Below are 16,782 nucleotides of genomic sequence, written 5' to 3' on the forward strand. Positions count from 1 at the left end.
AGCTTCCTGGTGATGGAATGCTTCGACAATAAACCGATTTCAATTTGTTCAACATGAAAATTAGCGTATATTCGACATATCCATCTTGATATACGCAACGATGTCCAGCCTGCCCCAGCACCTCGACCTGCACCTGATCCGCATCCTGTATCTCTTGCTGGTCGAAAAGAACGTGTCGCGCGTCGCGCTCAAGCTGAACCAGCCGCAGCCGTCGATCTCGGCCTCGCTGCGCAAGCTGCGCGACCTGACCGGCGACCCGCTGCTGGTGCGCGGTGCACGCGGCATGGTGCCCACCCAGCATGGCGAAAGCCTGCTGGCGCCGGCCAAGCGCATCCTCGACGAAGCCGAGAGCCTGTTCATCAAGAAGTCGCCCTTCGTGCCCGAGCAGGCGGCGCGCACCTTCCACATCGCCGCCCCGGACTACCTCGACATCCAGTTCCTGCCCAACGTGGTGGCCGCGCTGCGCCGCAATTCGCCCAACAGCAAGGTGGTGATCCACAGCCTGGGGCCAGGCCTGGACTACCTGCGCATGCTGTCCGACGGCGAGATGGACCTGGTGATCGCCAACTGGGACGAACCGCCGCCCCACCTGCATATCTCCAAGCTGTTCGAAGACCCGATCACCTGCGTGATGCGGGCCGACAGCCCCTACGCGCGGCGCACGGCGTGCGATGCGATGACGGTCGAGGACTATCTGAGCTTGCCCCATGTCGCCCCGACCCAGATGCTGCCGGGCTACCATGGGGTGATCGACGCCTTCCTCGAGCGCCAGGGCATGCAGCGCAAGGTGGCCGTCGAATCGCCCTACTTCGGCGTGATTCCGTATATGCTGACCCAGAGCGACCTGGTGCTGACGACGGGGCGCCAGTTCATCCGCTTCTACGAAAAGACCTTGCCCCTGAAGAGCTTCACGGTGCCGATCAAGTTCCCGCCGATGCGCTTCTACCAGTTGTGGCACCAGCGCGTGCACCAGTCGTCCGAGCACAAGTGGCTGCGCGACCAGGTCAGCAGCGCGGCGCGTGCGCTGGTGCCGAAATAAGGGCTATGCGTTGCGGCATATGTAAGGCGGGGCTTGCAGGATTTATCATCCACTGCTCGAACGACGGACAGCCATGACCACACTCACCGAACTCAATGCCTGCGATGCGCCCGCGTTTGTGGAGCGCCTGCGCGGCATCTACGAACACTCCCCCTGGATCGCGGAGCGTGCGGCCGGCCGCCGGCCCTTCGCCAGCCTGGCCGCGCTCAAGCTGGCCATGCAGGCCGTGGTGACCGAAGCGGCCCAGGACGAGCAGCTGGCGCTGCTGCGCGCCCACCCGGAGCTGGCCGGCAAGGCGGCGGTCGCCGGCGAACTGACGGCGGAATCGACCAGCGAGCAGGCCAGCTCGGGCCTGAACCGCTGCACGCCCGAGGAGTACACGGCGCTGCAGGACCTGAACGCCCAGTACGACGCGAAGTTCGGCTTTCCCTTCATCCTCGCGGTCAAGGGGCCGACGGGACGCGGCCTGGCGCGGCGCACCGTCATCGACACCTTCGCGCGGCGCCTCAAGAACCAGCCCGCGGACGAGCAGCGCGAATGCCTGCGCCAGGTGCACCGCATCGCCGAGATCCGCCTCAACGAACTGCTGGGCGTGGAGCAGGCCTTCGGCCCGCAGGTGATGGAATGGGCCGAAACCCTGGGCGCCATCAGCGACAGCGAGAATGATCTCACCTGCGCCTACATGACGCCGGCCCACCGCGCCACGGCGGCCCAGCTCGCGGACTGGATGCGCGCGGCCGGCATGGACACGCGGATCGACGCGGTCGGCAACGTGGTCGGGCGCTACGCCGCCGCCGCGGCCGACGCCAGGACGCTGATGACCGGCTCGCACTACGACACCGTGCGCAACGGCGGCAAGTACGATGGCCGGCTCGGCATCCTGCTGCCCATCGCCCTGGCGCGCCACCTGAACGAACGCGGCGAGCGCCTGCCCTTCCACCTGGAAGTGATCGGCTTCGCCGAAGAGGAAGGCGTGCGCTTTCGCAGCACCTTCCTGGGCAGCAGCGCGGTGACCGGCAGCTTCGACCCGGCCCTGCTGGAGCAGGAAGATGCGGACGGCGTCAGCATGCGCACGGCCCTGACGGCGGCGGGCCACGACCCGGCCGCCATTCCCGCCATCGCGCGCGATCCGGCCGCGCTGCTCGGCTTCGTCGAGGTCCACATCGAACAGGGGCCGGTGCTGCTGGAACGCGGCCTGCCGCTGGGCGTGGTGACGGCCATCGCCGGCAGCTCGCGCTACCTGGTCGAACTGGGCGGCGTGGCCAGCCATGCCGGCACCACCCCGATGGGCATGCGCCGCGACGCGGCGGCGGCGGCGGCCGAGATCGTGCTGCTGGTCGAGCAGCGCTGCGCCGGACGCGGCGCCCTGGTCGGCACCGTCGGCCAGCTCGAGGTGCCCGCCGGGTCGGTCAACGTGGTGCCGGGCGCCTGCCGCCTGTCGCTCGATATCCGCGCGCCCGACGACGCCCAGCGCCTGGCGGCGGTGGACGACATCCTGGCCGGCATCAGCGCCATCTGCGCGCGCCGCGGCATCGAGGAAAGATTGTGGAAGCTGGTGGAAGCCGAGGCCGTGCCCTGCGCCCCGCGCCTGATGGACCGGCTGGGCGCAGCGCTCGAACGCGCCGGCCTGCCGCGCTTCGACCTGCCTTCCGGCGCCGGCCACGACGCCATGCGCATGGCCCAGGTGACCGAGGTGGCGATGCTGTTCACGCGCTGCGGCAACGGCGGCATCAGCCATAATCCGCTGGAGACCATGACGGCGGACGACGCCGAGATCGCGGGCCAGGTGCTGCTCGACTTCCTGCGCCGCCTGCCCTGAACCTATCCCTTGTTCGAGAGGACCAAGCATGAGCTACGATTCCCAGAACCCCTTCGCCAGGATCCTGCGCGGCGAACTGCCCTGCGTGAAGGTCTACGAAGACGACATGACCTTGGCGATGATGGACATCATGCCGCAGGCCGAAGGCCATGTGCTGGTGCTGCCGAAGGAAGGCGCGGCCGAGATCTTCGACCTATCCGAAGAAAGCGCCGAGGCGTGTATCCGCACCGCCAGGAAGGTGGCGACGGCGGTCAAGACCGCGCTGCAGCCGCCGGGCGTCATGATCGCCCAGTTCAACGGCCGCGCTGCCGGCCAGACCGTACCGCACCTGCACTTCCACATCGTTCCGCGCACGGAGGCGGCGCCGCTCAGGCCGCACGCGGCGGAGCAGGCGGACCCAGACCAGCTGCGCGCGCTGGCGGCGCGGATTGCGGCCGCCCTGCCGGCTTGAAGCCTTGAGCGCCGGCCTGGGTGCAAGGATCACGTCCCTGGTCTGCTCGTCGAGCACTTCGATCCACCAGCCGAGCGGATAGAGCAAGCAGGCCATCGGGACAGCGAGGATCGCGTAGTAGATGGTCCAATGGGTCGTCGCCGCCAACGAGTCCACGAGCGGCGTCAGGCCCGCGGCGTCGGCGACAAGCAGCTGCAGGAGGATCGGCCACTTCAACAGCGGTATGGCCAGCAAGGGATGCGACACCAGCCCCAGCCCGACCAGGGCGAGACTGGCGCTAGTGAACACGCCGTAGGTGATGCAGGCGCTGAGCGCGCTGATGGTCCTGTCGTTCATTCGATCCCCTCCTGTTTGTCGGTGAGGACTGCAGGCTAGTACGGGACCGGGAAACGCGCAGCGGAAACCGTTCAGGCATCGCCGGATGCGCCTCACAAGCCGACCAGGCGGTACGTGTGAGGCGACAGCGACAGTAAGCCTTAGCGCCGCCGGCGCAGCATGGCGAGGCCGCCGAGGCCCGCCAGCAGCAGCAGGCCGGTGGCCGGTTCCGGCACCTTGGCCGGGGCGCCGTCCAGGGTGACCGTTACCTGGGCACTGACATGGTCATACACCCATGCCTCGGAGTGGTAGAGGTAGAACGCCAGCGTGGCGCTGGTGAAGTCGTTGAAGCCGGGTGGCACGCGGTAGTCGTGGAAGGCGCTGCTGCTGCCCGGGTCCATGCGCAGCACGAAGGACAGGTTGTGCTGGCCGTCCGGCGCGGCCCCGGCGCTGGCGATCAGCTCGTCGACAGGATTGCCGCTCTCCCATGGATCATTGTCGTCGGTGACCTGGATGCTGCCCACACCCCAGGACGGCACGGCCGCACTCAATGCCGCCGAGCCTTGCAGCTTGAATTCCTGCGCGGCATAGGTCGCCCAGCGGAAGGGCGCGCCGGGGTAGGACGTGGCGACCGCGTCGGTGTCGAAGCTGAAGGAGCCGGAGAACTGCTCGCCCGCCTTGACGAGATCCAGGAACACGGGTTCCGGCGACGTTGCGCCGCCGAAGGACGCGCGCACCGGGGCCTCGAAGACGCCGGAGAAGTTATAGGTGATCACCGTCGCTTGCGCCGAAGCGGAAGCGAGGACCAGGGCCAAGGCAGGAAGAAGTTTCATTGCTGTACATACTCATTGAAAAAAACGTAATGTATGGCCGCGCTGATCCCGTGTCAAAAAGAAAACTTACTTTTCCTTAAGTTAACGCCCTTTTCATGCAATCCGGGTCAGGCGTGTTGGACCGGCGCGTCAACGCAAGTCGCCGGTCTCGACATAGACGCTGCCGAGTACCGGCGCCACCCGGCCGAGCGCAGCCTCCGGATTCCCCAAACCTTGCTTGCGGATCGTGACGGGCGCCGCCGCCGGCGCGGCCAGCTTCACGATATGGTCGTAGTCGGGCCTGCTGTCCAGGCGCTTGACCAGGTACTTCCCGACCGGCAGGTAATGGGCCTCGGCGGCTTCCCGCATGGCCGGGTCAAGGCGCCGGTACAGCACCACCTTCTCGACGATCAAGCGGGCGCCCGCATACATGCGCTGGCCGCCGCGTTCGAAATGGCCGTTGTAGATGTCGGCGCCAAAGCCGCGCAGCGGCGCGGCGCTGCCGGGCGCCAGGCGCGACAGCTCGAAATGCTCGGGATCGATGGTCCACAAGGCCGTCGTATCCTGCATGCGCGCACGCAGCGCGCGGTCGAGCGTGGCGTCGGCCAGGCGCACCTGCAGCACGGCCTGGACGTCGTGGGGCGCCCGGAACAGCGGCAGGTGCGAGGCGTACAGGCCGTCCTTGTCGCCGAACAGGGCCATGCCGTGCGAGCCGTAGCTTGGGTCGTGGGCCAGCGCCCCGGTGGAGATGGCGCAGCCAAGCAGCAGCAGCGCGCGTCGGAATGGATTCATGGTGGCTTGTTCCTGGATCGAAAGTCGGGCATAGTACGCCGGAAATCATTTCCTTAGAAGCAACCAATTTTCATCTCTTGTGTCCCAACTGGAAACATGAACCTGCCCGACCTGCGCGTCTTCACCGTCGTCGCGCGCCACGACTCGCTGCATGCGGCCGCCGCGGAGCTGCACTTGACGCCTTCCGCCGTGTCCAAGGCCCTCAAGCGCCTGGAGGAAGACCTCGGCCTAGCGCTGTTCGACCGCAGCACGCGCCAGCTGGTCTTGAACGAAAGCGGGACCATGCTGCTGGCGCGCGCCCGGGTCCTGCTCGACCTGGCGGAACAGGCGCGCATCGACCTGCAGGGCGAACGCGCGGCCATGGATTGCCGCATCGGCGGTCCCGCCGTGCTGCTGTGGCGCCATGGCGGCGGCATCGCCGAAGCCTTGCAGCCCTACCCCGGCGCCCGCCTGCACTTGCAGCCCCTGTTCGAAGGCGACGCCCTGGCGGCGCTGGCGCGCGGCGAGCTGCAGGCGGCGCTGGTGACGGACGAGGCCCTGGACAGCCCGCACTGGTCGCCCCAGTGGGAAGCGACGGCGCTTGGCGAGCTGGCGCTGGGCGTGATCGCGGCCAGCAGCCATCCGCTGGCCGGCAAGCGGCGCAAGCCGGTGGACCTCAAGGAAGTGCTGGCCCATCCCTTCGCTTCGCCGGCGCGCTCCCTGTTCTGCGGCCAGGCGCGCGGCAGCCGCTCCGACGGCTGGCGCGACGACCTGCTGCCGCGCACGATCCGCTACTGGGCCGACGACCTCCAGGTGCTGCTCGGCCTGGTGCGCGCCGGCAGGGCGCTGGCCTACCTGCCCGCCTTCGCCGCCCAGGAATACGGCCTGGTCGGCATCAAGGTGGCGAACCTGGGCTTTTCCTCGGTCGAGCGGCTGCGCCTGGTGTGGAACCCGGCGCGCGCGCCGCAATGGCTGCGCAGCGTCGCGACCAGCCTCGGTGGGGCCGTATCATGAGGCTGTAGACGATGGCGGCGGTCGCCACGCCCTGTCAAGGCATCAGGATTGCAGGTCGGCGTGGATCGTCTGCGCGGCCAGGGCGCCGTGGCGCAGGGCCATGGCGATGCCCTGCCCCGGCGCCACGCAATCGCCGCCGGCATAGATGCCGGGCAGCGCGGTGCGCAGGCAGGGGTCGACGCGCACGCGGTCGCCCTCGTGCGAGAGCCTGCTGGCGGCTTCGTCGCGCTGGAAGTGCTCGCCGCCGGCCCGGCCCACGGCCTTGAACACGGCGTGGGCCGCGATCTCGGTAAAGCCGCCGGTGTCGACCAGGCGGCCGTCGCGCAGGCGGGTCTGCTCGAAACGCACCCCCTGCACGCTGCCGCGCTCGTCGCGCAGCACTTCCAGCGGCGAGGCCCAGGCGCGCAGGCGCACGTAGCTGGCGCGCGCGGTCTGCTCCTCGTAGCCGTCCGCCTCCAGGCCATGGCGGTAGACCAGGGTGACGTCGTGCGCGCCAAGGCGCTTGAGGCGGGCGGCCATGTCCACCGCGCCGCGCGCCGCGCCGATCACGATCGCGCGGTGCGGCACCGGCAAGGCCAGCAGGTCTTCAGTGCAATGCACCGCCGCCAGGTGCCGGCCGGCGTCGAGCAGGCCGGGAGCGTCGTCGCCGGTCAGGGACAGCACGCGTCCCGCAGCCAGTCCCACGCCGAGGAACACGGCGTCGTGCGACAGGTGCAGCGCCGCCAGGTCGACCTGCTCGCCCAGCTTGCAACCATGCTCGATGCGGACCCGGCCCAGGGCCGTCAGGCGCTCGAGTTCCTGCTGCGCGCCCTCCTCCTCGAGCATGAGCAGGGGCGCCGCCTGCATGCGTTCGTGCGAACGCGCTTCGTACACGGTCACGCCATTGCCCAGCATCGCCAGGCGGTGGGCGCAGGCCATGCCGGCCGGCCCGGCGCCGACGACCGCGATCTTCTTGCCGGTGAAAGGCGCGGGCGCTCTCACCGTCAATGTCTGCGCTGCCGGCGCGAGCGCCGTTTCTGCTGATTCCATCATCTGCCACTCTCTTATAGTTGTAGTTGGGACATCCGGCCGCCTCCGCTGGAGCAGCCGGTTCGCACCCTTGGGCAGAGTGCGGCGCCGACGGAACATCCTTCCCGTCTAGGTCATCTGGGGGAATGCAAATTCCGGGCCAGCACTTGCGCTGTCCGGCCAGCGCTGCATCACGGCCTTGTGGCGGGTGTAGAAGCGCACGCCTTCCGGGCCATAGGCGTGGTGGTCGCCGAACAGGCTGCGCTTCCAGCCGCCGAAGCTGTTGAAGGCCATCGGCACCGGCAGCGGCACGTTCACGCCCACCATGCCCACCTCGATCTTGCGCACGAACTCGCGCGCCACGCCGCCGTCGCGGGTGAAGATGGCGACGCCGTTGCCGTATTCGTTGGCGTTGATGAGTTGGACGGCGCTGCCCACGTCGGGCAGGCGCACCACGCACAGCACCGGGCCGAAGATCTCTTCCTGGTAGATCGTCATGTGGGGCTGGACGTGGTCGAACAGGGTGCCGCCCACAAAAAAGCCGTTCTCGCAGCCGGCCACCTGGTGCCCGCGCCCGTCCACCACCAGGGTCGCGCCCTGCTCCACACCCTGGCCGATCAGGCGCTCGATCCGTTCCTTGGCGGCGCGCGTGATCACTGGCCCCATCTCGGCGCCTTCCTGCATGCCGTCGCCGATCTTGAGCGCGGCGGTGCGCTCGGCCAGCGCGGCCACCAGGCGCTCGCCCGCCTCGCCCACCGCCACCGCCACCGAGATCGCCATGCAGCGCTCGCCCGCCGAGCCGTAGGCCGCGCCGATCAGGGCGTCCACCGCCATGTCCATGTCGGCGTCCGGCATGACCACCATGTGGTTCTTGGCGCCGCCCAGGGCCTGGACGCGCTTGCCGTTTGCCGAACCGCGGGCATAGATGGTTTCCGCGATCGGGGTCGAGCCGACGAAGCTGATGGCCTCGACGTGCGGATGGTCGAGCAGCGCGTCGACCGCCGCCTTGTCGCCTTGCACCACGTTGAACACGCCGTCCGGCAGGCCAGCTTGCTTCAAGAGGCGCGCGTGCAGCAGCGAGGCCGACGGGTCGCGCTCGGACGGCTTGAGGACGAAGGTATTGCCGCAGGCGATCGCCACCGGGAACATCCACATCGGCACCATCACGGGGAAGTTGAAGGGCGTGATGCCGGCCACCACGCCCAGCGGCTGGCGCATCGACCAGGCGTCGATGCCGCGCGCCACCTGGTCGCTGAACTCGCCCTTGAGCAGCTGCGGGATGCCGACCGCGAACTCGACCACCTCGATGCCGCGCGCGACCTCGCCCCTGGCGTCGGCGAAGGTCTTGCCATGCTCGCGCGTGACCAGGGCCGCGAATTCGTCGGCATGCGCGCGGCACAGCTGCAGGTAATTCAGCAGCACGCGCGCCCGCGCCAGCGGCGGCGTGGCGGCCCATTCGGGAAAGGCCGCGGCCGCCGCGGCCACCGCCGCGTCCACGTCCCCGGCGTCGGCCAGCGCCACGCGCGCGCAGGCCTCGCCGCGAGCCGGGTTGAAGACCTCCGCAGTACGGGCGCCAGGGCGCGCCACTGCTTGGCCGCCGATATAGTGGGTGATCAGGGTGTCGTTCATGCTGCGCTCGTCGTTCTAGTCCAGGTTGTTCAAAAGGGTGGCCAGCTTGCCGAACAGTTCGTCGACGTGCTGGCGTTCCAGGATCAGGGGCGGCGACAGCGCGATGATGTCGCCCGTGGTGCGGATCAGGATGCCGTCCGCGAAGGCTTTTTTCAGCGCGCTGTAGCCGCGCGCGCCCGGCTTGCCGGCGATGGGTTCGAGCTCGATGCCGGCCACGATGCCGATCGAACGCAGGTCGATCACGTGGGGCAGGCCGCGCAGCGAATGCAGGGCATCCTCGAAATAGGGCTGAATGTGGCGCGCGTTTTCCATGACACCCTGTTCGCGGAACACGCGCAGGGTGGCCTGGGCCGCGGCGCAGGCCAGCGGGTGGCCCGAATAGGTATAGCCGTGGAACAGCTCGATGCCGGCCGGGGCGTCCATGAAGGCGTCGTGGATGTGGCGTTTGGAGAACACCGCGCCCATCGGCACCGCGCCGTTGGTAATGCCCTTGGCGGTCGTCATCAGGTCCGGCTCGACGCCGAAGTAGTCCGCCGCGAACGGTGTGCCGAGGCGCCCGAAGCCGGTGATGACTTCGTCGAAGATCAGCAGGATGCCGTATTTGTCGCAGATTTCGCGCAGGCGCTTCAGGTAGCCTTTCGGCGGCACCAGCACGCCGGTGGAGCCTGACACCGGCTCGATGATCACGGCGGCGATGGTCGAGGCGTCGTGCAGGGCCACCAGGCGTTCCAGCTCGTCGGCGAGTTCCGCGCCGAAGTCAGGCTCGCCGCGCGAGAAGGCGTTCTTGAGCAGGTTGTGGGTATGCGGCAAGTGGTCGGCGCCCGGCAGCAGCGGGCCGAACTGCTTGCGGTTGGGGCCGATGCCGCCCACCGTCAGGCCGCCGAAGCCGACGCCATGGTAGCCACGCTCGCGTCCGATCAGGCGGGTGCGCCCGCCCTCCCCGCGCGCCTTGTGGTAGGCCAGCGCCATCTTGAGGGCGGTGTCGACCGCTTCGGAGCCGGAGCAGGTGTAGAACACGTGGCCGAACTTGTGGCCGCTGAAGGCCATCAAATCCTCGGCCAGGTCGAAGGCGGCCGGGTGGCCCATCTGGAAAGTCGGGGCGAAGTCGAGCTGGCCCGCCATCGTGGCGATCGCCTCGGTGATCAGGGGCTGGGCATGGCCGCAGGGAACGCACCAGAGCCCGGCGGTGCCGTCCAGGATGCGCCTGCCGTCCACGTCGCGGTAATACATGCCTTCGGCCGAGACCAGCAGACGCGGGTCGGACTTGTAGTCGCGGTTATTCGTAAAAGGCATCCAGAAGGACGCCATCGAGCTGGGCCTGGACTCGTTCATGCACTTCTCCTTGGCATCCCCGCGCTGACCGGTGAGGTGATCGCTGCGCGAGGGGGAATGATAAAGTGTGAACAATAATAGCCATCCTTGCAATCGGAACACGTCCATATTGATTAGTGTCAATCGTTGATATCGATAGCATGTTGTTACGCATCAGCATGTCCGCATCGCCAACTTTTCGCGCAAGGAATGGTATGCTTGCGGTTAAAACATTGACAAGAACAAGACATGTCGACCTATTCCACTCCCGTCCTCACCACCGCGCGCCTGGTGCTGCGCCCCCTGACCCACCAGGATGCGCCCGCGCTGTTCGCCGTTTTTTCCGATCCCGCCGTGGTGCGCTACTGGAGCGCCGAGCCCTGGACCGACATCTCCTTCGCCGACACGGCGATCGCGCGCGCCATGGAAGCCTACCGTGACGAGACCGACATCCGCTTCGCGATCGAGCTGGCGGAGACGGGCGAGATGATCGGCACCGTCAACCTGCACCACTTCTTCAACCAGAACAACCGCTGCGAACTGGGCTACGCCCTGGCCAGCGCCCACTGGGGCAAGGGTTATGCGAGCGAAGCCATCGGGGCCGCCCTGGACCATGGCTTCCGCGCCGCCAAGCTGAACCGGATCGAGGCCGACATCGACCCACGCAACGCCGCCTCGGGCAAGGTGCTGGAAAAGCTGGGCTTCCGCAAGGAAGGCTACATGCCGCAGCGCTGGCTGGTGCACGGGGAATATGCCGACACGGTGTTCTACGGACTGCTGCGCAGCTACTGGGAAGAGCGCGTGGCGAATGGAGGCGCGGCATGAAAAGCAAGGCAGTCCTGAGCCTGTCGCTGGCCCTGCTGGGCGCCCAGCAATCGGCCGCGGCCCAGGCCACGGTGCCAGTGTGGCGCGAGCTGGTCATCTATCCGGCCGACGGCGCCTATCCCGCCGAACTGGCGCGCCGCGGCGTGCAGGGCGAGGCCCTGGTCGAAGTCACGCTCGACGAACAGGGCCGGCGCGCGACGCTGGTGCGCTCCTCTTCACGCTCGGCGGAACTCGACACCCTGGCCGCCCGCATCGCCGAACGCAGCGACGCCGCCACCCCGGTGAGTGGCGCGCGCAGCGGCCTGGTAAAAATCCTGTTCCGCAAGGACCACGCCTCGACCGTCGCCGCCAAGACCTGCGCCGACTTCAACGTCGATGCCGCCTACCAGGCCGCGGTCTTCCCCGAACGCGACATCCGCGGCATGCCGGTCATGGTCGAATCGATCAGCAAGCTGATCTACGCCCTGCACCGCGACGGCAAGGGCCGCTCCTTCCCCGGCATGGGACCCGTGCTCGACGCCACCGTAGCCGCCTGCGCGCGCAACCCCGGCGACGGCATGCTGGACGTGATGCGGCGCGAAGCGCTCAAGTTGTTGGAGAAATAAGTCTTTCCTGGCGGGCCGGAAAATGCCCGTCCGCTTATCCGCCCAGCAGACCGTTAAACCCAGGAATTACGCACTTCATCGGATGATGCTGGTGATCATGCCGGTGCGGACCTACAGTGAAGCCATTCGCACACTGAAAGGAATGCACGCATGAAAACCACCACCCGCTTCCAGTCCTTCGTCACCGACGTCAAGCTCATGGGCCGCAGCTTCACCCGCGCCGTCAACGCGGGCAGCCGCACCCTGGCCGCGCAATCCTGGCCGGTCCTGCTGGTCGCCGCCATCGTGCTGGCCTGCATCCTGACCATCATCCCGCTGGCCGTGACCCTGTTCGTCGCCTTCCTGGTGTTCAAGTTCGTGGCCAACATGATCTTCGACCGCCGTCCGCATCCGGTCGAACACCGCAACGTGGAGTAAGCCATGGCAGCCACCCAGATCAACCGCGCCCTGGATTTCGTGCGCGACGCCGTCAGCGAGGCCAGCGCCCTGTGGTGGCGCTTCTTCGACTGGCTGGCCATGGTCGAGTGGCGCCAGCTCTATCTGATCTGGTTCCTTGTCGTCGCCTTCGCCATTGTCTTGCGCATGGGCGAGCCGGCCACCTGGTTCATCCTGATCTCCTTCGCCATCAAGGTGCTGGCCGGCGGCAAGCGCCGCGCCGAGCTGGTAGCCAAGGAGGCGTCCGACAAGGCCAACGTGGCCACCCTGGAGCGGCGCCTGATGGAAGCCAAGATGGCGGCGCTGCAGGCCCAGGTCGAGCCCCACTTCCTGTTCAACACCCTGGCCTTGATCGGCCAGCTGATCGAGACCGATCCGAAGGAAGCGGCGCGGGTGCACGCCCACCTGGTCGAATACCTGCGCTCCTCGCTGCCGCAGATGCGCGCCGGCACCGGCGCCACCCTGGGCAAGCAGGTCGAGCTGTCGCGCGCCTACCTCGCCATCATGCAGGCCAGGATGAAGGAGCGGCTGGCGGTGCGCTGGGAAGTACCCGATTTCCTCGGCAGCGCGCCCTTCCCGCCGATGATGCTGCAGACCCTGATCGAGAATGCGATCAAGCATGGACTGGAGCCGAAGGTGGCGGGCGGCACGATCCTGGTGCGCGCCCAGGTGGTCGGCGCCATCCTGCACGTCGATGTCTGCGACGACGGCGTGGGCATGAACCTGCATGCCGGCGAAGGCGTGGGCCTGGCCAATATCCGCGAACGCCTGGCCCTGCTGTATGGCGCCCAGGCCGAGCTGGTGATCGAAATCCCGCCGGGCGGCGGCGCCTGCGCCTCGATCCGCCTGCCCTACCGCATGACGGAGGAAGGATGAAGGTTCCCATGAACCAGGCAGCGCCGACCGCCCTGATCGCCGACGACGAAGCGCCGATGCGCGACCAGCTGCGCATGCGCCTGCAGGAAGCCTGGCCGGAACTGCGCATCGTCGCCGAAGCGGCCAACGGCATGGAGGCGGTGGCCATGGCCGGCGTGCAGCAGCCGGACATCGCCTTCCTCGACATCCGCATGCCGGGCATGGGCGGCATCGACGCCGCCCGCCAGCTCTACAGCCACTGCCACATCGTGTTCGTTACCGCCTACGACGAATACGCCGTGGACGCCTTCGAGCAGGGCGCGATCGACTACCTGCTCAAGCCCGTGACCCACGAGCGCCTGGCGACCACCCGCGCCCGCCTCGGCAAGCGGCTGGCGCGCGCGCCGCAGGACATCGGCGCCCAGCTGGCGCACCTGGCGCAACTGGGCGGCATGCTGCGCGACAGCGGCGCGCCGCGGCCGAACTACCTGCGCTGGATCCAGGCCCAAGTGGGCAGCAGCCTGCGCATGATCAGCACCCGCGAGGTGCTGTTCTTCCAGTCCGAGGACAAGTACACCCGGGTCCAGACCGCGACCGCCGAACTGCTGATCCGCAAGACGCTCAAGGAACTGGCGGACGAGCTCGATCCGGACGAGTTCTGGCGCATCCACCGCTCGACCCTGGTGCGCGTCGATGCGATCAGCGAGGTCACGCGCGACCTGCGCGGGCGCCAGATGCTGCGCCTGCGCGGCTGGCCGGACGAACTGGAAATCAGCCGCAATCACAGCCATTTGTTCCAGCAGATGTAAGCAGCGTGGGCTGGCGAATCGGCTAGCTTGCACCCAGGCAATATCCGCCCTACACTCCCACGCATAGTAACCATCACGGGAGCGCGGCGCGATGTTCGCGATGTTCGAAGAACTGGAAAAGCGGGCATGCGCCTGGGCCGTCTTCGCCGCGCTCGTACACAGCGCGGCCTGGGCCGCATATGTCCACCATTTGCAGAGCGCGTCGTATGAGGCGCTCGCGCAGCGCCGGGGCGTGATCGAGGCCATCAGGTTCACGCAGACCGGCGTCGGCGGCCAGCATACGCGCATGCGGACCCTGGTCCTGACGGTGCGGCCGCTGGACGGCCCGCATACGAAGGCCCAGGAAATCAGTTCAGGCGGCGAGCTGGATCAGATCGCCGCGTACTTCCACAGTCACCATGTGGGCGACGTCGTGCCGATCTGGGTAGACCGCGACACCGGCAGGATCGACGACGTGCTACCGCCGTCGGCGCCGGATTTCTTCCGCCTGTTCCTGATCCTGCTGCCGACCTTGGGATTGTTCACCGCCTTGATCGTGCTGGCCCTTCTCGCGCCCGCGATCCAGCCAGCGCGGCGAACCAGGTAAATCCTGTGCGCCTCGCGTGGGCTGCCTAGCCGAACAGGCCCTCGTCCGAGCCATCGCCGTCGAAGAAGCCGCCCAGGCTGTCCTCGTTGCTGTCCAGCAGGCCCTCCGAGGAGGCGCCGACATCCCCCAGGCCGGCCTGCTCGGCCAGCGAACTGCCGGACTGGTCGCCCAGCAGGCCGCCTCCCTGCCCACTTCCCTGATCATTATCGGACAGCAAATGCTGGCCGCCGCCATCGTGGTCGTGGAACAGGTTGTCCAGGCCATGGAACAGGAAGCTGCCCGCGGCCACGCCGGCCGCCGTCGCCGCCATCGTGCCCAGGAAGCCGCCGCCGCGACCCATGGCGCCGGGAATGGCGTGCTGGTAGGACGGCGCGTGGGCGTGCTGGTAATGCTGGGGCGCATGCGTGGAATGCGAGCGGCCGCGTCCCCACACCTGGTCGAGGAAGCCGCCGCCGCGGCTTTGCTGCGCGCTGTGGGCCTGGTTTTCCAGGGCCGCGATGCGGGCGCGGGCGCTGTCCAGGGCCTGCTCCATCAGCAGGGCGCGCTGCACCAGCAGGTAGGCCGCGTCGGGCTGCTGCTGGACCGCGCGCTGGATCAGCGCGTCCGCCTCCGGGTCTTTCTGGATACCGCGGGCCTGGACCAGCTGGCCCAGGAAATCGTGAAGCAACTGTGCATCGGATGGGCTCATGGTGATGCTCCTCATCGAAAGCGGTTGATAAGAAACCATGTGGTGTACCTTGCGCCAAAATCAAGTTCTCGCCGTGCCTGGGACGCCCGGGCTTCCTCAGCCCCCTGCGCCTTTGCTATGCTAGCGGCCTGGCACTCACACTAGGGAAGAACAACATGGTTTCGCTGGCCGAACAGTTAATGAAGGCGGGCCTGGTCGACAAGAAGAAGGTCAAGCAGGTCAACCAGGACAAGAGCAAGCAGCAGAAGATCGAACGCCGCACCGGCGTCGAGGCGGTGAACGAATCGCGCGAGGCGGCGCTGGAAACGCAGCGCAAGAACGCCGAGCGCGCGCGCGAGCTGAACGCCCAGCGCGACGCCGCCGCCACGCAGAAGGCCATCATGGCCCAGATCGTGCAAATGGTGCAACAGAACAAGCAGCCGAAGACGAAGAACGGCAAGGACGACGTGCCCTACAACTTCACCTTCGGCACCCGGATCGAGCGCTTCTACGTGTCGCCGCAGGTGCAGGAGCACCTGGTCGCGGGGCGCCTGGTGATCGTCGGCATCAATGGCAGCTTCGAGCTGGTGCCGCGCGTGATCGCCGAGAAGATCGCGGAACGCGACGCCTCGCTGGTGGTGCAGGTCAAGAAGGCCAGCCAGCAGGCCGACGAGGACGATCCTTACGCAGCCTACAAGATCCCCGACGACCTGATGTGGTAAGCCCGCCTATCAAAACCTCCATGGCTGCGTTGCGTCGTCTCGCCGTACAGTCGTACTGTCTTCGACTCCGCGTCGGCGGGCCGCATCCCTTGCCCTGAAGGTTTTGTCAGGCGCGCTATATAGGCCGGCGCGCTCAGCCGCGCCGGGCCGCCTCGATTTTCGCGACGTCGATTTTCCCCATCTCCATCATCGCTTCGAAGGCGCGCTTGGCCGCCGCCCGGTCGGGATCGGTGATCGCCTCGCTCAGCACGCGCGGGGTGATCTGCCACGAGATGCCCCACCTGTCCTTGCACCAGCCGCAGGCGCTCGCCTGCCCGCCGTTGCCGACGATCGCATTCCACAGGCGGTCGGTTTCCGCCTGGTCTTCGGTCGCCACCTGGAAGGAAAACGCTTCGTTGTGCTTGAAGCCGTCGCCGCCGTTCAGGCCCAGGCAGGGAATGCCCATCACCGTGAATTCCACCGTCAGCACCTCGCCTTCCTTGCCGGCGGGATAGTCACCCGGCGCGCGGTGCACCGCCGTCACAGCGGTATCGGGAAAGATGCTCGCGTAGAACTCCGCGGCTTCCTGGGCGTCCTTGTTGAACCAGAGACAGACCGTATTTTTGCTGATCATGGCAGGCTCCCTTGTGTTTGGCCGGATAGCTTACCTTAGGAAGCGCGGCCGGTCTTCAACCGGAAGCAAGGGAGCCGGGCACCGCGTCCTAGGGGTTCAGGTCCCAGCCGCCGAAGGCGTTCGGGAGCTGCTCGGCGGCGGTGGTCTCGAACACGTCGCCCTTGAGGTTGGTGAGCACCACGGGCAGCGCATTGCCGCCCAGCTCCAGCACCACCTGGCGGCAGGCGCCGCAGGGAGCGATGGGGCCGTCGGTCTGGCCGATCACGGCCAGGGCCGCGAAGTCGCCCGGCTTGTAGCCGTGGGCGATGGCGCTGAAGAACGCGGTGCGCTCGGCGCAGTTGGTCAGGCCATAGGAGGCGTTCTCGACGTTGCAGCCGCGGAAGATGCGGCCATCCTTGCATTCCAGCGCGGCCCCGACCTGGAACTTCGAGTACGGGGTGTAGGCCAGCTCGCGCGCGGCGCGCGCTTCGTCGATCAGTTTTGCGTATTTCATGTT

19 protein-coding genes are annotated in these 16,782 nt (G+C 67.6%); 11 read left to right on the forward strand and 8 right to left on the reverse strand.

The genetic code is table 11. The annotated features are described in order from the left end of the window. The first annotated feature begins 100 nt into the window (after positions 1-100). From V7778_RS08860 to V7778_RS08870, 3 genes are all read left to right on the forward strand, one after another. Positions 101-1,039, forward strand: coding sequence for a LysR substrate-binding domain-containing protein (locus tag V7778_RS08860; RefSeq protein WP_335554035.1), 939 nt, complete (start codon positions 101-103; stop codon positions 1,037-1,039). Positions 1,040-1,112: 73 nt separating this feature from the next. Continuing rightward, positions 1,113-2,858, forward strand: a complete 1,746-nt coding sequence (locus V7778_RS08865) for an allantoate amidohydrolase (RefSeq protein WP_335554038.1) — start codon at positions 1,113-1,115, stop codon at positions 2,856-2,858. Positions 2,859-2,886: 28 nt separating this feature from the next. Then, positions 2,887-3,309 (forward strand): HIT family protein, encoded by a 423-nt coding sequence (locus V7778_RS08870; protein ID WP_335554041.1) that lies wholly within the window; start codon positions 2,887-2,889, stop codon positions 3,307-3,309. 476 nt (positions 3,310-3,785) lie between these two features. On the opposite strand, the gene V7778_RS08875 is transcribed toward V7778_RS08870, so the two are convergent. Next, positions 3,786-4,457, reverse strand: a complete 672-nt coding sequence (locus V7778_RS08875) for a VPLPA-CTERM sorting domain-containing protein (RefSeq protein ID WP_335554044.1) — start codon at positions 4,455-4,457, stop codon at positions 3,786-3,788. A 129-nt stretch (positions 4,458-4,586) separates the two neighbouring features. Then, positions 4,587-5,228, reverse strand: coding sequence for a hypothetical protein (locus V7778_RS08880; protein ID WP_335554048.1), 642 nt, complete (start codon positions 5,226-5,228; stop codon positions 4,587-4,589). Between the two features lie 96 nt (positions 5,229-5,324). Between V7778_RS08880 and V7778_RS08885 the strand changes: the two genes are divergently transcribed. After that, positions 5,325-6,221, forward strand: coding sequence for a LysR family transcriptional regulator (locus V7778_RS08885; protein ID WP_335554051.1), 897 nt, complete (start codon positions 5,325-5,327; stop codon positions 6,219-6,221). Positions 6,222-6,263: 42 nt separating this feature from the next. Here V7778_RS08885 and V7778_RS08890 read toward each other — a convergent pair whose 3' ends face one another. From V7778_RS08890 to V7778_RS08900, 3 genes are all read right to left on the reverse strand, one after another. After that, positions 6,264-7,253 (reverse strand): FAD-dependent oxidoreductase, encoded by a 990-nt coding sequence (locus V7778_RS08890; RefSeq protein ID WP_335554054.1) that lies wholly within the window; start codon positions 7,251-7,253, stop codon positions 6,264-6,266. 105 nt (positions 7,254-7,358) lie between these two features. Continuing rightward, a complete protein-coding gene (locus V7778_RS08895) occupies positions 7,359-8,858 on the reverse strand; it encodes a CoA-acylating methylmalonate-semialdehyde dehydrogenase (RefSeq protein WP_335554058.1) in 1,500 nt (499 codons plus the stop codon). A gap of 15 nt (positions 8,859-8,873) precedes the next feature. Continuing rightward, entirely contained in the window at positions 8,874-10,190 is a 1,317-nt protein-coding gene (locus V7778_RS08900) for an aspartate aminotransferase family protein (RefSeq protein ID WP_335554061.1), read from the reverse strand. A 228-nt stretch (positions 10,191-10,418) separates the two neighbouring features. On the opposite strand from V7778_RS08900, the gene V7778_RS08905 reads away from it, so the two are divergent. The 6 genes from V7778_RS08905 (at position 10,419) to V7778_RS08930 (ending at position 14,284) form a co-directional block, all read left to right on the forward strand. Next, positions 10,419-10,994, forward strand: coding sequence for a GNAT family N-acetyltransferase (locus V7778_RS08905; RefSeq protein WP_335554064.1), 576 nt, complete (start codon positions 10,419-10,421; stop codon positions 10,992-10,994). Further along, a complete protein-coding gene (locus tag V7778_RS08910; protein WP_335554066.1) occupies positions 10,991-11,599 on the forward strand; it encodes a TonB family protein in 609 nt (202 codons plus the stop codon). The genes V7778_RS08905 and V7778_RS08910 overlap by 4 nt, the downstream gene beginning before the upstream one ends. Positions 11,600-11,749: 150 nt before the next feature. Beyond that, a complete protein-coding gene (locus V7778_RS08915) occupies positions 11,750-12,016 on the forward strand; it encodes a hypothetical protein (RefSeq protein ID WP_335554069.1) in 267 nt (88 codons plus the stop codon). A 3-nt stretch (positions 12,017-12,019) separates the two neighbouring features. Then, positions 12,020-12,910, forward strand: a complete 891-nt coding sequence (locus V7778_RS08920) for a sensor histidine kinase (protein WP_335554072.1) — start codon at positions 12,020-12,022, stop codon at positions 12,908-12,910. An 8-nt stretch (positions 12,911-12,918) separates the two neighbouring features. Continuing rightward, positions 12,919-13,698: a LytR/AlgR family response regulator transcription factor gene (locus V7778_RS08925; RefSeq protein ID WP_335554075.1), complete on the forward strand. Its 780-nt coding sequence runs from the start codon at positions 12,919-12,921 to the stop codon at positions 13,696-13,698. Positions 13,699-13,789: 91 nt separating this feature from the next. Beyond that, complete coding sequence (locus tag V7778_RS08930; protein WP_335554078.1) at positions 13,790-14,284, forward strand: hypothetical protein; 495 nt, start codon at positions 13,790-13,792, stop codon at positions 14,282-14,284. A gap of 25 nt (positions 14,285-14,309) precedes the next feature. Here V7778_RS08930 and V7778_RS08935 read toward each other — a convergent pair whose 3' ends face one another. After that, positions 14,310-14,972 (reverse strand): DUF2076 domain-containing protein, encoded by a 663-nt coding sequence (locus V7778_RS08935; protein WP_335554081.1) that lies wholly within the window; start codon positions 14,970-14,972, stop codon positions 14,310-14,312. A gap of 155 nt (positions 14,973-15,127) precedes the next feature. Between V7778_RS08935 and V7778_RS08940 the strand changes: the two genes are divergently transcribed. Further along, complete coding sequence (locus V7778_RS08940) at positions 15,128-15,673, forward strand: DUF2058 domain-containing protein (RefSeq protein ID WP_335554083.1); 546 nt, start codon at positions 15,128-15,130, stop codon at positions 15,671-15,673. A 133-nt stretch (positions 15,674-15,806) separates the two neighbouring features. Here the strand turns inward: V7778_RS08940 and V7778_RS08945 are convergent, their stop codons facing one another. After that, entirely contained in the window at positions 15,807-16,286 is a 480-nt protein-coding gene (locus V7778_RS08945; protein WP_335554086.1) for a VOC family protein, read from the reverse strand. A gap of 88 nt (positions 16,287-16,374) precedes the next feature. After that, positions 16,375-16,779: a cytidine deaminase gene (locus tag V7778_RS08950; RefSeq protein ID WP_335554089.1), complete on the reverse strand. Its 405-nt coding sequence runs from the start codon at positions 16,777-16,779 to the stop codon at positions 16,375-16,377. Positions 16,780-16,782 lie beyond the last annotated feature (3 nt).

Source organism: Massilia sp. DD77 (assembly GCF_036961685.1).
Classification (GTDB): Bacteria; Pseudomonadota; Gammaproteobacteria; order Burkholderiales; family Burkholderiaceae_D; genus Telluria.

Bases quoted from the DNA above. Each gene is read 5' to 3' on its own strand.
- V7778_RS08860 (WP_335554035.1), top strand. From the start codon at position 101: ATGTCCAGCCTGCCCCAGCACCTCGACCTGCACCTGATCCGCATCCTG.
- V7778_RS08865 (WP_335554038.1), top strand. From the start codon at position 1,113: ATGACCACACTCACCGAACTCAATGCCTGCGATGCGCCCGCGTTTGTG.
- V7778_RS08870 (WP_335554041.1), top strand. From the start codon at position 2,887: ATGAGCTACGATTCCCAGAACCCCTTCGCCAGGATCCTGCGCGGCGAA.
- V7778_RS08875 (WP_335554044.1), bottom strand. From the start codon at position 4,457: ATGAAACTTCTTCCTGCCTTGGCCCTGGTCCTCGCTTCCGCTTCGGCG.
- V7778_RS08880 (WP_335554048.1), bottom strand. From the start codon at position 5,228: ATGAATCCATTCCGACGCGCGCTGCTGCTGCTTGGCTGCGCCATCTCC.
- V7778_RS08885 (WP_335554051.1), top strand. From the start codon at position 5,325: ATGAACCTGCCCGACCTGCGCGTCTTCACCGTCGTCGCGCGCCACGAC.
- V7778_RS08890 (WP_335554054.1), bottom strand. From the start codon at position 7,253: ATGATGGAATCAGCAGAAACGGCGCTCGCGCCGGCAGCGCAGACATTG.
- V7778_RS08895 (WP_335554058.1), bottom strand. From the start codon at position 8,858: ATGAACGACACCCTGATCACCCACTATATCGGCGGCCAAGCAGTGGCG.
- V7778_RS08900 (WP_335554061.1), bottom strand. From the start codon at position 10,190: ATGAACGAGTCCAGGCCCAGCTCGATGGCGTCCTTCTGGATGCCTTTT.
- V7778_RS08905 (WP_335554064.1), top strand. From the start codon at position 10,419: ATGTCGACCTATTCCACTCCCGTCCTCACCACCGCGCGCCTGGTGCTG.
- V7778_RS08910 (WP_335554066.1), top strand. From the start codon at position 10,991: ATGAAAAGCAAGGCAGTCCTGAGCCTGTCGCTGGCCCTGCTGGGCGCC.
- V7778_RS08915 (WP_335554069.1), top strand. From the start codon at position 11,750: ATGAAAACCACCACCCGCTTCCAGTCCTTCGTCACCGACGTCAAGCTC.
- V7778_RS08920 (WP_335554072.1), top strand. From the start codon at position 12,020: ATGGCAGCCACCCAGATCAACCGCGCCCTGGATTTCGTGCGCGACGCC.
- V7778_RS08925 (WP_335554075.1), top strand. From the start codon at position 12,919: ATGAACCAGGCAGCGCCGACCGCCCTGATCGCCGACGACGAAGCGCCG.
- V7778_RS08930 (WP_335554078.1), top strand. From the start codon at position 13,790: ATGTTCGCGATGTTCGAAGAACTGGAAAAGCGGGCATGCGCCTGGGCC.
- V7778_RS08935 (WP_335554081.1), bottom strand. From the start codon at position 14,972: ATGAGCCCATCCGATGCACAGTTGCTTCACGATTTCCTGGGCCAGCTG.
- V7778_RS08940 (WP_335554083.1), top strand. From the start codon at position 15,128: ATGGTTTCGCTGGCCGAACAGTTAATGAAGGCGGGCCTGGTCGACAAG.
- V7778_RS08945 (WP_335554086.1), bottom strand. From the start codon at position 16,286: ATGATCAGCAAAAATACGGTCTGTCTCTGGTTCAACAAGGACGCCCAG.
- V7778_RS08950 (WP_335554089.1), bottom strand. From the start codon at position 16,779: ATGAAATACGCAAAACTGATCGACGAAGCGCGCGCCGCGCGCGAGCTG.